15 protein-coding genes are annotated in these 14,409 nt (G+C 40.7%); 10 read left to right on the top strand and 5 right to left on the bottom strand.

The features are described 5' to 3' along the window. Positions 1-19: 19 nt before the first annotated feature. Positions 20-337, bottom strand: a complete 318-nt coding sequence (gene cyaY / locus AABS66_RS20255) for an iron donor protein CyaY (protein ID WP_206083101.1) — start codon at positions 335-337, stop codon at positions 20-22. Positions 338-562: 225 nt separating this feature from the next. On the opposite strand from cyaY, the gene lptM reads away from it, so the two are divergent. The 9 genes from lptM (at position 563) to AABS66_RS20210 (ending at position 8,504) form a co-directional block, all read left to right on the top strand. After that, the gene (gene lptM, locus AABS66_RS20250) at positions 563-748 is read left to right on the top strand and encodes an LPS translocon maturation chaperone LptM (protein ID WP_206083103.1); all 186 of its coding nucleotides are present in this window, start codon (positions 563-565) and stop codon (positions 746-748) included. 21 nt (positions 749-769) lie between these two features. Further along, a complete protein-coding gene (gene dapF, locus AABS66_RS20245) occupies positions 770-1,594 on the top strand; it encodes a diaminopimelate epimerase (RefSeq protein WP_206083105.1) in 825 nt (274 codons plus the stop codon). Between the two features lie 24 nt (positions 1,595-1,618). Continuing rightward, the gene (locus AABS66_RS20240; RefSeq protein ID WP_206083107.1) at positions 1,619-2,323 is read left to right on the top strand and encodes a DUF484 family protein; all 705 of its coding nucleotides are present in this window, start codon (positions 1,619-1,621) and stop codon (positions 2,321-2,323) included. Continuing rightward, positions 2,305-3,234, top strand: coding sequence for a tyrosine recombinase XerC (xerC, locus tag AABS66_RS20235; RefSeq protein ID WP_206083777.1), 930 nt, complete (start codon positions 2,305-2,307; stop codon positions 3,232-3,234). The genes AABS66_RS20240 and xerC overlap by 19 nt, the downstream gene beginning before the upstream one ends. Next, positions 3,234-3,950, top strand: a complete 717-nt coding sequence (gene yigB, locus AABS66_RS20230; protein ID WP_206083109.1) for a 5-amino-6-(5-phospho-D-ribitylamino)uracil phosphatase YigB — start codon at positions 3,234-3,236, stop codon at positions 3,948-3,950. The genes xerC and yigB overlap by 1 nt, the downstream gene beginning before the upstream one ends. A gap of 59 nt (positions 3,951-4,009) precedes the next feature. Further along, positions 4,010-6,172 carry a DNA helicase II gene (gene uvrD, locus AABS66_RS20225; protein WP_206083111.1) on the top strand — a complete coding sequence of 721 codons (2,163 nt, stop codon included), beginning with the start codon at positions 4,010-4,012 and terminating at the stop codon, positions 6,170-6,172. Between the two features lie 174 nt (positions 6,173-6,346). Then, complete coding sequence (locus AABS66_RS20220) at positions 6,347-7,105, top strand: hypothetical protein (protein WP_430225406.1); 759 nt, start codon at positions 6,347-6,349, stop codon at positions 7,103-7,105. A 206-nt stretch (positions 7,106-7,311) separates the two neighbouring features. After that, a complete protein-coding gene (locus AABS66_RS20215; protein ID WP_430225405.1) occupies positions 7,312-7,896 on the top strand; it encodes a 2OG-Fe(II) oxygenase in 585 nt (194 codons plus the stop codon). A gap of 179 nt (positions 7,897-8,075) precedes the next feature. Continuing rightward, entirely contained in the window at positions 8,076-8,504 is a 429-nt protein-coding gene (locus tag AABS66_RS20210; RefSeq protein WP_430225404.1) for a hypothetical protein, read from the top strand. Between the two features lie 52 nt (positions 8,505-8,556). On the opposite strand, the gene prfH is transcribed toward AABS66_RS20210, so the two are convergent. Next, entirely contained in the window at positions 8,557-9,165 is a 609-nt protein-coding gene (gene prfH / locus AABS66_RS20205) for a peptide chain release factor H (protein ID WP_206083118.1), read from the bottom strand. Between the two features lie 2 nt (positions 9,166-9,167). Next, positions 9,168-10,301: an RNA ligase RtcB family protein gene (locus AABS66_RS20200; protein WP_206083120.1), complete on the bottom strand. Its 1,134-nt coding sequence runs from the start codon at positions 10,299-10,301 to the stop codon at positions 9,168-9,170. A 514-nt stretch (positions 10,302-10,815) separates the two neighbouring features. Between AABS66_RS20200 and AABS66_RS20195 the strand changes: the two genes are divergently transcribed. Next, a complete protein-coding gene (locus AABS66_RS20195; protein ID WP_272539549.1) occupies positions 10,816-10,959 on the top strand; it encodes a Hok/Gef family protein in 144 nt (47 codons plus the stop codon). 161 nt (positions 10,960-11,120) lie between these two features. Here the strand turns inward: AABS66_RS20195 and AABS66_RS20190 are convergent, their stop codons facing one another. Next, positions 11,121-12,839, bottom strand: coding sequence for an amidohydrolase (locus AABS66_RS20190; RefSeq protein ID WP_430225403.1), 1,719 nt, complete (start codon positions 12,837-12,839; stop codon positions 11,121-11,123). A 102-nt stretch (positions 12,840-12,941) separates the two neighbouring features. Continuing rightward, entirely contained in the window at positions 12,942-14,294 is a 1,353-nt protein-coding gene (locus AABS66_RS20185) for an APC family permease (RefSeq protein WP_225820626.1), read from the bottom strand. Positions 14,295-14,409: the final 115 nt, after the last annotated feature.

The raw sequence follows: 14,409 nt of genomic DNA, 5'->3' as shown, positions 1-14,409 counted from the left end.
ACTAACAGGTTACCGTTTCTTAGAAAGAAAATGGCTCTTGGCTTTGAAACGCGATAGCCTCTGCTAATTTTGCTTTAAACTCATGACCAGAGCGGTCACAAACCCAATTTCCATCTTGGTAATCATAGTGATACCCACCTTGTTTGGTCGCTAACCACATCTGGTGAAAGGCTTCTTGCTTATTAATAATGATCTTGCTGCCATCTTCGAAGCTCAAGGTCATCACGCCGCCATTAATCTCACAATCAATATCGGCATCGCCGTCATAATTATCTAAATGCTCTTCAATTGTGCTAAGCAGCGTTTCCGCTAGCTGGTGAAATTCACTATCATTCACGGTTAAGTTCCTGTTTGCTCACAATTATTTAATTGAAGTTATTATTGTTAATTGAAATTATAGGGGGGAACGAGCGGTGAGGGAAGCCCTTAAAATTTTCAGATTAAATTTAGCCTAAAGTATATAATGTCAACATGCTTGATAAACGGACGTGATTTGCGGGTTCACTCCTGCTATTGTGTAAAAATATCAGATGTCAAAAGTGAGTATTACAGGCGAAAAAGAATGAAAAAAAGTTTAATTGGGCTGAGCGCACTTGTTGTTTTATTTACCCTTTCTGGCTGTGGCTTAAAAGGCCCACTTTATTTCCCACCAGAAGAAAATGCTGCACCTACGCAAGCGTCTGATGTGCAACCTAGTGCCCCAAGCAGCTCGGCAAAAGAGCCTGCCCAAGCAACTAGTCACCAGTAAGTTGTCGCTATGGAGCGTGAAATGCAATTCTCTAAAATGCATGGCTTAGGCAATGACTTTATGGTGGTTGATGGAGTAACCCAAAATGTGTACTTCTCCCCAGAAATGATTTGTCGCTTAGCTGACAGGCATACAGGGGTTGGCTTTGATCAGCTTTTGTTGGTCGAAGCGCCTTATGATCCTGATCTCGACTTCCATTATCGTATTTTTAATGCCGATGGTAGTGAAGTCTCACAATGCGGTAATGGGGCGCGTTGTTTTGCACGTTTTGTTCGTCTTAAGGGCTTAACTAATAAGCAAAAAATTAAAGTTAGCACCCAATCTGGACGTATGACATTAACCATTAATGAAAATGATGATGTTAGCGTTAATATGGGTGAGCCTGATTTCGAGCCGCAAAGAGTTCCATTTCGCGCTGTTAAAGAAGAAAAAACCTATATTATCCGCGCTCAAGAACGTACAGTATTATGCGGTGTAGTTTCAATGGGTAACCCACATTGCGTTATTCAAGTGGAAAGCATCCATACTGCAGAAGTCGAAATTTTAGGACCTGCACTTGAAAGTCATGAGCGTTTTCCTGAGCGTGCTAATATTGGTTTTATGGAAATAGTTAGCGCAGAGCATATCCGTTTGCGTGTTTATGAACGTGGTGCAGGGGAAACTCAAGCGTGTGGTAGTGGTGCGTGTGCCGCCGTTGCTGTTGGGATTTCTCAAGGTTTATTGGCTAAGCGAGTCAGAGTTGATTTACCAGGGGGGTCCCTTGCTATTTCTTGGGATGGACCTGGAACGCCTTTGTATATGACGGGCCCTGCGGCACATGTTTATGATGGAGTGATCCACGTCTAATCTTGAAAGGGCTAAGAGGATAGTATGGATAAAACTGAAAAAGCATCCGAACAAATTCATCAAATGGATGAACATGGTGTGATGCAGTATTTAAAGGACAATCCTTATTTTTTTCTGCGCCATCCAACGCTTGTTGAGCAAATAAATGTTCCTCACGTAGTGAACGGAGCGGTTTCCTTGCCTGAGTTAGTGATGAGCCGTCAACGGATCAAAATTAAACAGCTCGAGCAAGATATCCGTTTTATGGTTGAACAAGCACATGAAAATGTGGAGCTTTTTGATGAGTTATTACTGCTGGTGATTGAAATGTCATCATCAAAAAGTTTACAAGAAATGCTACAAGCGCTGAATCGTTGGGCAAAAAAACTCGGTTTATCAGGTGCTTCGGTTCGCTTATTTAGTGATAGCTGGCGCTTGTCAGCCCCCCTCGATGCGCATCAATTAGTCATTTCCCGTCGCGTTTTTGAACCTGTGAGGATTCAACGGTTTGGCGAACGACGCAATTATCTTGGTCGCTTAAATGGTCCTGAAATTCAGTTGTTATTACCTGATGCGTTGAATGTCGGCTCTGTTGCAATTTCACTATTTGGCCAGCATGGTGAATCGGGAATGGTCATTTTTACTAGTCGTAATCGTGAACATTATCAGCATGGTATGGGCACCGTCATGTTAGAAAAAGTCGCGCAAATTCTTCCGAGGTTATTATGCCAATGGATAGAGCGCCTGTAGGGGTTCAGCCAGAAGGGCTGATGATCCAAATTGAAGCCTTTCTACGTTACCTGCGTGTTGAGCGTAGATTAAGTCCTGTAACGATAACAAACTATCGGCGTCAGCTTAGTGTCATTGTTGAAATGCTGGTTTCGTTGAAAATTGATGAGTGGCAGAAACTCGATACTACGTTAGTTCGCAACATTGCAGCAAAAAGTCGAAAAGCTGGCCTTCAAGCAGCGAGTATGGCGCTACGGCTTTCTGCCTTAAGAAGTTTTTGTGATTGGATGGTTCATCAAGGTGAACTGCCAGCAAACCCAGCAAAGGCGATTCAAGCGCCGAAGGCCAAAAAACGCCTACCGAAGAACATGGATGTGGATGAGGTTTCCCAGCTTCTCAATATGGACAGTGGTGATCCACTGGTTGTTCGAGACAGAACCATGCTCGAAGTGATGTATGGTGCAGGGCTGCGTTTGTCGGAACTGGTCGGGTTAAATCTCCGTCATCTTGATTTAACAACGGGTGAAGTCTGGGTGATGGGTAAAGGCAGTAAAGAACGCAAAATTCCACTGGGAAAAACTGCCGTAAGTTGGTTACAGCGCTGGTTAGAAATGCGCGAATTGTATGAACCAGAAGACGACGCCGTATTTATTTCTACTCAAAGTGGCAAGCGAATTTCTAATCGAAATGTTCAAAAGCGGTTTGAACAATGGGGTATCAAACAAGGGGTTAATAGCCATATTAACCCGCACAAATTACGCCACTCTTTTGCGACACATATCCTTGAATCAAGTGGTAATTTACGTGGAGTGCAGGAACTTTTAGGGCATGCGAACTTATCGACAACACAAATTTATACGCACCTAGACTTCCAGCACTTAGCAAACGTTTATGATGTGGCTCATCCGAGAGCAAAGAGGGAGAAACCTTAATGCATTTTTACCGTCCGCTATCGCCAATTAAAGCGATTACGTTTGATTTGGATGACACGCTTTACGATAACCACCCTGTTATTGATAAAACGGAAGAAGAAGTTTTACGTTTTGTGCGTGAATATGACCCACAATTCAATCATTTTAGTAACGATGATTTATATGCTTTTCGTCGTTTAGTGGAAGAACAAGAACCTGAAATTTTCCACGACATTTCACGTTGGCGCTGGCTTTCATCGAAAATGATGTTTTGCCATTATGGTTATTCGCGGGAAAACGCCGAAAAAGGTGCGGATGATATTATGGCGCATTTTACCTATTGGCGTAATCAAATAGATATCCCTGAATCAACACACAGAACATTAATTCAGCTCGCTGAGAAAGTCCCACTTGTTGCTATCACTAACGGCAATGCACAGCCTGAAGCGTGTGGTCTGGGTGAGTATTTTCAGTTTGTTTTAAAAGCTGGTCCCGATGGACGTTCCAAGCCTTTTTGTGATATGTACCGGTTAGCGGCACAGCGCTTAGATATCGAACCACAATTTATTTTACATGTGGGGGATAATTTACTCACTGATGTTGAGGGGGCGATTAATAGTGGTATGCAAGCTTGCTGGATAAACCCAAGTCAAAAAACACTGATGGAAGAAAAAGACGTGCGTTTATTACCACACGTTGAAATTTCCCAGTTGGAATCTCTCTTATCATTGGTATAATCATTTTTCATGTATAAAAATACAGTGGTGTTTGCCACTGTTTTGCTTTGATGGTAACTATGGACGTCTCTTATCTGCTTGAAGGTCTAAACGACAAACAGCGCGAAGCGGTTGCAGCCCCGCGTACCAATTTACTTGTTCTTGCGGGAGCAGGGAGTGGGAAAACGCGCGTATTGGTACACCGAATTGCATGGTTGATGTCCGTTGAAAATGCTTCACCATTTTCAATTATGGCGGTGACATTTACCAACAAAGCCGCGGCTGAAATGCGTCATCGGATCAATCAATTGATTGGAAGTAGTGAAGGCGGCATGTGGATTGGTACATTCCACGGTTTAGCACACCGTTTGTTACGCCAACATTATATGGATGCGAATTTACCGCAAGATTTTCAAATTTTAGATAGCGATGACCAATACCGGTTAATTCGTCGCTTGCTTAAAGCGATGAACCTTGACGAAAAGCAATGGCCTCCTCGCCAAGGAATGTGGTACATCAATGGCAAAAAAGATGAAGGCCTTCGTCCGCAACATATTGAAAGTTATGGTAACCCTGTTGAGGCAACATGGTTAAAAGTCTACCAGGCTTATCAAGAAGCGTGTGACCGCGCAGGTCTGGTGGATTTTGCAGAGTTGCTGTTGCGGGCCCACGAGTTATGGCTGAATAAACCCCATGTGCTGCAACATTATCGTGAACGTTTCACCAATATTTTAGTGGACGAATTCCAAGATACAAATAGCATTCAATATGCATGGATCCGTGTGCTGGCGGGTGAAACGGGCAAAGTCATGATCGTTGGGGATGATGACCAATCAATTTATGGCTGGCGTGGTGCGCAAGTTGAAAATATTCAGCGTTTCCTCAATGATTTTCCAGGTGCAGAAACTATCCGTCTTGAACAAAACTACCGTTCAACTAACAATATTCTAAAAGCCGCAAATACGTTAATTGCCAATAATAGCGACCGTTTAGGGAAAAATTTATGGACTGAAGGCGGAGACGGCGAACCGATTTCTCTTTATTGTGCATTTAATGAATTAGATGAAGCTCGTTATGTCGTTGGGCGCATTAAACAATGGCAAGAAAATGGCGGTGCTTTACAAGATTGCGCCATGTTATACCGTAGTAATGCCCAATCTCGTGTACTTGAAGAAGCCTTAATTCAAAGTGCGATGCCGTATCGTATTTATGGTGGGCAGCGCTTTTTCGAGCGCCAAGAAATTAAAGATGCGCTGTCCTATTTAAGGTTGATTGCTAATCGTAATGATGATGCTTCGTTCGAGCGAGTCGTGAATACGCCTACGCGTGGGATTGGTGAACGTACATTAGATACAGTTCGCCAAACTGCACGTGACCAGCAATTAACATTATGGGAAAGTTGCGAGTACTTACTTCGTGAGCAAGTCCTTGGTGGTCGCGCAGCGGCTTCTATCGAACGCTTTTTAGAGCTTATTGATGCGCTAGCGAAAGAAACCCAAGATATGCCATTACATGTCCAAGCGGATAGAGTGATTAATGACTCAGGCCTACGTGCAATGTATGAACAAGAAAAAGGTGAAAAAGCACAGGCTCGAATTGAAAACTTGGAAGAGCTCGTCAATGCGACTCGTGATTTCAGTTATCAAGAAGAAGACCAAGATCTCATGCCATTACAGGCTTTTTTATCTCATGCTGCACTTGAGTCAGGTGAAGGGCAAGCAGATGTAAGCCAAGATGCCGTTCAATTAATGACTCTGCACTCTGCCAAAGGTTTGGAATTCCCCGTTGTCTTTATTGTGGGAATGGAAGAAGGGATGTTCCCAAGTCAAATGTCGATGGATGAAAGCGGTCGTTTAGAAGAAGAGCGCCGATTAGCTTACGTCGGTATCACCCGAGCCATGGAAAAGCTCACCATCACGTATGCAGAAAGCCGCCGTTTATATGGCAAAGAGGTCTATCATCGCCCATCGCGTTTTATTGGTGAGCTACCAACGGAATGTGTGGAAGAGGTTCGTCTTCGGGCTACAGTTTCACGTCCTGTGAGTCATCAACGCCTTGGTACACCTATCAGCCAAAATGATTCAGGTTATGCTTTAGGGCAGCGTGTGATGCATCCAAAATTTGGTGAAGGCACGATTATTAACCTTGAGGGAAGTGGTGAGCATTGTCGCTTACAAATTGCGTTTCAAGGCCAAGGTATTAAGTGGCTGGTAGCTTCTTATGCAAGGTTAGAAACCTTATAGATTTGTTTTCTTAACACCGCCAATTGGCGGTGTTTTTATATCAATTATTCGTAAATAAAAATAATCATTCTCAGTTTTATATATAAAAACTAAATTAGTAAATTCTTTGTAATTCAACTAATATTTTATGGTTAGTTCACTTTGTTTTTTATATTAATTAAAAGGAATGGTTATATGGACATTAAATTTTCATTAAGTAATGAGAAAATGGGAAATATTGATATTATTTTAAATAAGCTAAATAAAAGGCTAACACGTTTAGAGAATTCAATATCAAAAGCTCATTTTGAACTAAAGACTATCGCGCATCAAATAGATAAAACGGGCAAGTCAAACTCAGGTTTGTCAATATTAGAGGCTCAATCAATATCTAATCAATTAAATATAGTTTTAGAAAAACACCGTAAAAATATAGAGAGAATGAAACGGGTTGTTTTGAATAAAAAATCAGAGCTGGAAGAGGGGGTAGTATCATTTTCAAATCAGAATTTTGATGGAAAAGAGCTAGCTTATGAAATAAAAAAAACGCAAGAAGAGATTAATAAAAACCACAGTGCATCAGATGAAAAAGTTAAAAACACTATTTTAGTTGAAAAGATATCTCACCAATTAATTAATTCGAAATCTAAAAAATTGAAAGAATATATTATTCAAGTTAATAATGAAAGTATACATATCAATGGATTATTAATCGATGTGAGAACATCAACAGTTCAACTGATAAAGGAATATAACCAAGCGAGGCTTGAAGCGCTAGAACATGCTAGCCTACAAAGTGTAAAATCGAGTGCTGGTCAGTTATTGAGTGATCAAATAGCAAGCTTTAAACCATTGCAATATGGGGTTAGTCTAGTTTTAGAAAAGAATGATGCGATTCAAAGCAAGCCTCGTTTATGTTTATATGGTGGTAGAGAAAGAACAGCTTTCTGCTAGTTATTTGAGGGTATTTTAGATGCCCTATATTTAGTTTCAAGCAGGCGGCTTATAGATATCAATGAGTTGCCTTATTGAAGAGGGCGCTTTGTAGTAGTGATAGAGTTTGATTTATTGGGCTAATCATCAAGATTTAAGTTTTTAATTTTATTTTTTTTGCGCCATGACGTATAAAGTTTTACCGAATAACCTTCCTAATATTCATCATGTCAATTCATAAACTTATTGATTCACTTTCCTCACAAGGTTGGTATGTGTGGGATGATTTTCTGACCCTGTCAGATATCCAAAAAATAAAACAATGTATACCAAATGCATTGCAAGATGCGCGTATTGGGCATCGAGATTCATTACAAAGCAACAAAGCGGTTCGCGGTGATCAAACCGTTTGGTTAGAACCAGAGATGGGAACCCCCATTGCTTTTTATATGGAAAAAATGGAGGAAATACGGCAAGCACTAAATTGCCAACTGTATTTAGGATTGCGGGACTTTGAAACTCATTTTTGCCGTTATCCCAATGGTGGTTTTTATAAAAAACACGTTGATAACCCTAGAGGTGCTGGTCGTCGTAAGGTAACAACAGTTTTATATATGAATGAATTATGGAAATTAGGGGATGGTGGTGAATTAGTTGTTTTTGATAAAGAAGATAATCATTTGTTTAAGTTAGAGCCTTTAGCGGGAAGAATGATCTTTTTTATGTCAGAAGAGTTCCCTCATGAAGTACTACCTACAGAACAAAAACGTGAAAGTATAGCTGGTTGGTTTTTAACTGAAAAAAATCTCTAGCATATACCCCTCTATGCCGCCTCTGAAAGGAGGCAGGCAGTTAACTGTTCATTCGATAATGAAATAGATGTTGAATTCCTGAATAATTTGGTTATTTTAATTTTGCCATTTACATACGGCTATAAATAACGACTAATTTATCATTAATTTAAATAGAAATTATAAGGGTGGATTAAGTTATGAATTTATTTTTTAATAGAGATAAGTATCTAAATATTTTAAATGAAGAAAAAGAATATCGAAAAGAACTTGAAGACTTAATCGGTTTTAATAAAAAACAAATAAAAAATGAAATTAAATCAGATAATAAAGATGAGAATTTAATTAACTATCTTGAAGCAGAAAACAAAGATTATCAAGTGACGCTCGATGCGGTGAATAAAAAAATAGAAGAAATTGAATCAGCTTTTGAATTAATTTATCACACATCTTGTGACTTTAAAAATGAGTTAATGAATAATGGCTTTGTTCAGCAATCATGCAGTGATGTAATGCTAAGAGAGCAAATAGCCAGCTTTCCATTACAAGACGGGGTCACATTGGGTGGAACAGAGAGTTCTATTGCAAGGCAATCTGTAGAGACATACTCGATGTTGTGTAGAGCATAGTTAAGTTTGTCCAATTAGCCACCCTATAAATCAAGGGTGACTAATTTTTATTTTATATCAATCGCTTAAATTCTTTACCTTCAAAGATAATGGTCGCATTTCCTCTCTCAATTTGGTAATGAGAAAGATGGCGCTGCTTATCCAATGCATTTAATTGTTGTGATTGATGCTCATTAAGCTTCCATTGTATCAACTGTTTAGCCAATTTTTTGTTCGCATGTTGGCTACGTTCAGATTGAACTTTTACGGTGATCCCCGTTGCAACATGCCTTGCTCTAACAGCAGATGAGGTTTTATTCACATGCTGCCCTCCAGCACCTTGAGCTTTAGTGAATTCAAATTCGATTTCATTGTCTTCAATCGGTTGAATTGGTGAAAAAGTGGTTACACTCATAAACCAATTTTTTCGTTTGTGACGAGGGCGTAAAGGGCTCTGGCATTGCCATTGCACCGTTCCACACCAAGTTTGGAGTAGCTGTTCCGCATGCTCTCCTTCAAGAGAAAGCAAAGCGGATTTTAACCCATGTCTGGAGGGGAATGACTCTAGAATATCAATGGTTACCCGAAGATTTGTTGCTTCTTGTAAAAAACAGGCTAGGGCTTTTTCAACCGCAATGCAGCATTCTGCAGGGCCTTGTGCAGAGGAAAATTGTAATAACATAATTAACATTCTCCACTGGTTTTATACGTGATAACGGGCTTTAGCCGAGCCACGACCTGAATAACACCCATATTCGCCATACTTTCAATCACGGTATCAATAGACTTATAAGATTGTGGGGCTTCTTCGTAAATCAACTGTTTATTTGCACAAATAACACGACTACCTAATGCAGTTCGAGAGAGCTGAAGCGGTGTATAACGGTGTGATAATCGTCCTTTGCATTCAGTTCGCATCCACTTGCGACCCGCGCCATGAGCAAGAGAATTAAGACAAGCTTCATTCGGCTGAGGGGCGACTAAATAACTGTAATCCCCTCGTGAGCCTGGGATTACAACAAAACCTCGATCAGAAGGCGTTGCGCCTTTACGATGAAGCCAGCCATCAATCCCGTTGATATTATAGGGCTCAACTAAATTATGGTTGATATCTAAGCTCAGCTCCCCTGTTGCTTTAACTTGTTGCAACAGGCGTAAGCCAATTAAACGTCGGTTTACCTGTGCAAAATTGAGTGCACACTGATGCGCATGTAGGTATTCTTTTGCATCATCAGAGTCTTCATAAAGTCCGTTGTGGCTGTGACGTTCCACATGTTGACGTAAGATAGTTTGCCCTAAACCACGGGAGCCACTGTGAACGAGTAACAGCAACTGTTGTTTATTTAAACCGCTTTCGGCAAATAATTTAGGCTGTAATATTTCATCGATTGATTGAAATTCAGCAAAATGATTACCGCCACCAATAGAACTTAGTGATGCCATAAAATCATGTGATTGCATGTCATTAGGGACATGCTCATCAAGCCATGCTAACGGGGCGTGGTCTGGCATTTCAGAAAGCTGTTTTTCCAGTTTATCGAGGTTAACTTTAGATTTTTTGATATCTGTTTGAAACAAACTCATTCCGCAGCCAATGTCATTGCCGACAAGGGCAGGGTAGAATCGTTTGGCGGAAAAAAATGCTGCACCAACTGGGTATCCACGGCCAGGATGGAGATCTGGCATGCCAACAACGGATACCATATCAGGTAAGTTAGCAGTAATTTGTAATTGTTGGATTGCTTTACTTTCAATCCATGTTGCTTCTGTGGCGATATAACTCACGTGTTCGCTCACAGAATGAAAGGTATTGCCCATAAGTCATTAACTCATTTCTAATTAAAAAATAAGGTGAATTAGCAGGCAAAACTGAATAGAAAAAATCTAGTACTGAGTATGCCCGCAAAGAGTGTGATTAGTTGTTGTCATGATAAACCTCCTTGCAGTTTGTTATTGAATAGAAAACGCTGCGGATATTATCGAGATATATTTTTTTTTGCAAGCGTTATTTTTTTTAATGAAAAATTAAGCCTTTTTCCTAAAGTTAATAACTTAAATAACAAGTTAAAAATAGATTTTTATTTAAATCGATATTTAATTATTTTTTTTAATATCTAAATCAAGTGTTTTGAATAAATGCTTTTCTGAGATTAAATGTGCTAAAAATATAAAATTTTGCTACTTTACTGTTGGGTGATTGAGCCTTTCTGGTTCAAGTAACTTATTTTGGATCAGAAATGAAAAAGCCCCGTTGTTATTATTCACCAACGAGGCCCGATCCAAACCTAGACAGTTAGGATAGTGCCTCTTAACAATTAAGAGGTCAAGGGAAATGAGCAAGTTCGCAGTGATTGCGTTTATATCAGCGTGTATTACCGTGTTAGGTATTTCGTTATTAATACGCGACAGAGTATGTTATGTCGTGATTAGTCATGGAAATACGGTTGTTCAGACAATATTTTCTTACGAAGAATAATGTTGTATTACGAAGGCGTTAATTCCCTCGTAATTTCTCTTTTTAATTGTGTTAGGTTTTGGAATTAAGCACTCAATTAAAAACACCCCAAGGTTTTATTTAATCCATGGGGTGTTTATTTTGTCATCGCTTTATTTTAAATAATTAAATAAAGACAACTACTAAGCAATATGAACCGTTTTTCCGCCGATAATCGTACGCAGTACTTTTACATTTTCAATATCATCCGCAGGGATTTCAAATACATTATGATCCAATACAATCATATCTGCGAATTTACCTGCTTCTAATGAACCAAGGACGTCTTCTCGGTGCTGTGCATAAGCCGAGTCAATCGTTGCGCTGCGAAGAACTTCAGTCACAGTCAGGTTACGGTCATTATCTAGTCGTGGTGCTTGTTGGCCATTAATATCACGGCCTCGGCGTGTTGCTGCCACTTTTAAGTCATACCACTCATCAAAGTCATCGATAGGCCAGTCGCTACCAAATGCGACAACTGCACCAGCATCAACAAATTTAGCGATTGGCTCTAATTGCTCAAAACGTTCTTCACCCAGCATATTCTTTTCAAATGCAGCCAACTCAGGTGTTGGTGCTGCCCACTGGAAAGACAAGCAAGCAATGGTTTTTAAGCGAGCAAAGCGTGCGTAATCATCCGCATGAACAAGTTCGTTGTGTGCTAAGCCTGGGCGAATATCTTTTTCAGGGTGAGCTGCACGCATTTTTTCGATGGCATCTAAAACAATCGAAACGGCACCTTCGCCAACGGTATGCAAGTGTGGGTCATAGCCTGCCGCTGCAATTTTTTCCATTAGCTCATCGAGGATTTCAGCAGTGAAATAGAGGTCGCCATAGTTGTCGGTTTCAACCCAATTTGGTGCATCATCGGTACCTTGGTTAATGCGATAAGGCTGTAATAATGACGCCGTCATGGTTGGAAATTGCATCACACCATCGACAAACATCTTAATATTATTTAAACCGATACCTGGTGTTGGAGTCCAATCAGCTTGGTGCCATTTTTTAGCGAAGGCAACCGCTTTCTCAACTGCAGCAGCAACAGAGGCCACATTAGGCGTTTCATCTGGCGTGATTTCACGAGCCGCTTGGAAACGAATTGTGAGGTCACCGCGTTGTTGTAATTGTGCAAATGCCTCGAGTTGTTGCTCAGAAACTCGGGCGTCCATCACCATGGTAACACCTTGCTGATTAAGCACTTTTTGCACGAGCTCTGCAACTTCAATCGCTTGGTCATCACGAATAGAAGGGATGCTATCAGCAGCACGCATCGCAGGGGCATCTTCTAAAATACCGTTAAGTTCACCATTTTCATATTTACCAATTTTACCATCTGGTGGCTCAGGGGTGTCTTTGGTAATACCGAAGAGCTCGAGAGCACGGCTATTGGCAAGCAATGTGTGGCAATCGTTCGAAAAGAGCACGACAGGGCGTTTGGTATTCAGTTTGTCCATGTCTTCGCGGTACATATCAATACCTGCGGGGATCATGCCTTGGCGTAACCAAGCAGTGACTTTTAACCAATCATTTTCACCCGTACGTGGGTCTTTATCTAAGTGATCTTGTACACGTTCGAGAATTTGATTAATGGTCAGTGATTCATAGTTTAAATGGCAGCCGAATAATTGAATTCCCCCCCAAAAAGGGTGCATATGGCCATCAATGATGCCAGGCATCATCATTTTGCCTTCTAAATCGATACTTTCCGTTTCTGGCCCAACGTATTGATGAAGCTCATCAGACGAGCCTGTGGCTAAGACATAACCATCACGAACAGCAATCGCATCAACGATGCGGTCTTGAGTATCTGCGGTATAGATATAACCGTTAAAATAAATAACGTCAGCAAATTGATTATTCATTGTAAACCGTCTGTATCAGTGGCGCTTGAGAAGAGCCAGAGCTAAAAAAACAACGGGGAAGGCTAATGCTTTCCCCGTAATCATTTATTAGGCTTTGAATGATTAGTTAATAATCATCTCAGTTTCATCGTCAGAAATTGCAGGTGGACGACGAGTAAAGCCATGGGTGAGCAATGCCAAATAAACGGCACCTGCTGCTAACCACCATAAACCGACCTTAAAGGCTTCGCTATCAAGGCTTGTCCATAACCATAAGGTGAGAACAACACCAATGGAAGGCATGATAAGGCAGGTAATCATTTTTGTATTATCTAATGACGCTTTGCGATCAATATAAAAATGCTTAATGACCGATAAGTTCACGAAGGTGAATGCAATAAGGGCACCAAAGCTGATCATCGAGGCGACCATGCTTAAAGACAGTACTAGCGAAAGCAAGGACGCAACCGCAACAAAGATAATTGAATAAATTGGTGTATTAAGCCTTGGGTGCAAATAAGCAAACAGTGAACGAGGTAGTACACCCTCACGGCCCATTGCATAGAAAATCCGAACGATACTGGCTTGTGATGTCATCGCAGAAGCAAAAACACCAATCACATAAGCGGTAATAAAGCTGGATGCCATCATCGCACCGCCAACTTGTTTCATCACCGCAAGGCTAGCAATATCTGTATTCGGAATGAAATCTTGCCACATTGGGTACACTAAATGCGCACCATAGGAAATAACCACAAATAAGGTACCAGCGATAAATACAGTGTATAAAATCGCTTTTGGTAATGCGTTACGTGCATCTTTGGTTTCTTCCGCCATGGTTGAAATCGCATCAAAGCCTAAGAATGCTAGACATAAGACGGCGGCTCCCGCAAAGAGTCCTGGTACTTGATCTGCCATGACTGTAATTGGCGCTAATAAGGCATCAGTATCCAATACAAATGATGTTTTAAAGCTTAAGTATAAAAACACGCCAATAAACACAATTTGCATCAAAATGATTAGCATATTCATTGAGGAAACTAACTTAATTCCCAAAATATTCATAATGCTAACAATAGTGATGGTACTGCAAATAATCACATACATTGGAATATCAGGGAAAGCTTCATGAACGAAGATCCCAATGGCAATGTAGTTGATGATCGGTAGAAATAGATAGTCGAGCAATTGTGCCCAACCCACTAAAAAGCCGAGTGTGCCGCCAAAGGTTTTTTGCACATAAGAATAGGCCGACCCCGAAAGTGGGAGTGCGCTAGTCATACGACAATAGCTCATAGCAGTGAAGAAGACGGCAGCTAATGTAATTAAATAAGCGACAGGGAGATGCCCTTCACTTAATACAGTGACTTGCCCATAGGTGGTGAAAATCCCGAGTGGCACCATATAGGCCAGCCCGAAAAAAACTAACGCAGGAGTGGTCAGTACGCGTTTCATTTGAACGGTATTCTGTTGCATTTTGAAGCCCTTCCCAAAAGCCCTTAACAACGTCAACTCTGTCTGAATGCACAGGCGGAGTGAACCTAAAATGCAGCCGTACTCGTCATACTTCGAATCACAACGTTGTTGGCTT

Source organism: Providencia sp. SP181 (genome assembly GCF_050446505.1).
Lineage (GTDB): Bacteria > Pseudomonadota > Gammaproteobacteria > Enterobacterales > Enterobacteriaceae > Providencia > Providencia vermicola.
Note: the sequence above shows the minus strand (reverse complement) of the source record. Positions and strands in the feature narration are given on the sequence as shown.

Coding starts and splice junctions, on each gene's coding strand:
- lptM (WP_206083103.1), top strand. CDS start 563: ATGAAAAAAAGTTTAATTGGGCTGAGCGCACTTGTTGTTTTATTTACC.
- dapF (WP_206083105.1), top strand. CDS start 770: ATGCAATTCTCTAAAATGCATGGCTTAGGCAATGACTTTATGGTGGTT.
- AABS66_RS20240 (WP_206083107.1), top strand. CDS start 1,619: ATGGATAAAACTGAAAAAGCATCCGAACAAATTCATCAAATGGATGAA.
- xerC (WP_206083777.1), top strand. CDS start 2,305: ATGGATAGAGCGCCTGTAGGGGTTCAGCCAGAAGGGCTGATGATCCAA.
- yigB (WP_206083109.1), top strand. CDS start 3,234: ATGCATTTTTACCGTCCGCTATCGCCAATTAAAGCGATTACGTTTGAT.
- uvrD (WP_206083111.1), top strand. CDS start 4,010: ATGGACGTCTCTTATCTGCTTGAAGGTCTAAACGACAAACAGCGCGAA.
- AABS66_RS20220 (WP_430225406.1), top strand. CDS start 6,347: ATGGACATTAAATTTTCATTAAGTAATGAGAAAATGGGAAATATTGAT.
- AABS66_RS20215 (WP_430225405.1), top strand. CDS start 7,312: ATGTCAATTCATAAACTTATTGATTCACTTTCCTCACAAGGTTGGTAT.
- AABS66_RS20210 (WP_430225404.1), top strand. CDS start 8,076: ATGAATTTATTTTTTAATAGAGATAAGTATCTAAATATTTTAAATGAA.
- prfH (WP_206083118.1), bottom strand. CDS start 9,165: ATGTTATTACAATTTTCCTCTGCACAAGGCCCTGCAGAATGCTGCATT.
- AABS66_RS20200 (WP_206083120.1), bottom strand. CDS start 10,301: ATGGGCAATACCTTTCATTCTGTGAGCGAACACGTGAGTTATATCGCC.
- AABS66_RS20195 (WP_272539549.1), top strand. CDS start 10,816: ATGAGCAAGTTCGCAGTGATTGCGTTTATATCAGCGTGTATTACCGTG.
- AABS66_RS20190 (WP_430225403.1), bottom strand. CDS start 12,839: ATGAATAATCAATTTGCTGACGTTATTTATTTTAACGGTTATATCTAT.
- AABS66_RS20185 (WP_225820626.1), bottom strand. CDS start 14,294: ATGCAACAGAATACCGTTCAAATGAAACGCGTACTGACCACTCCTGCG.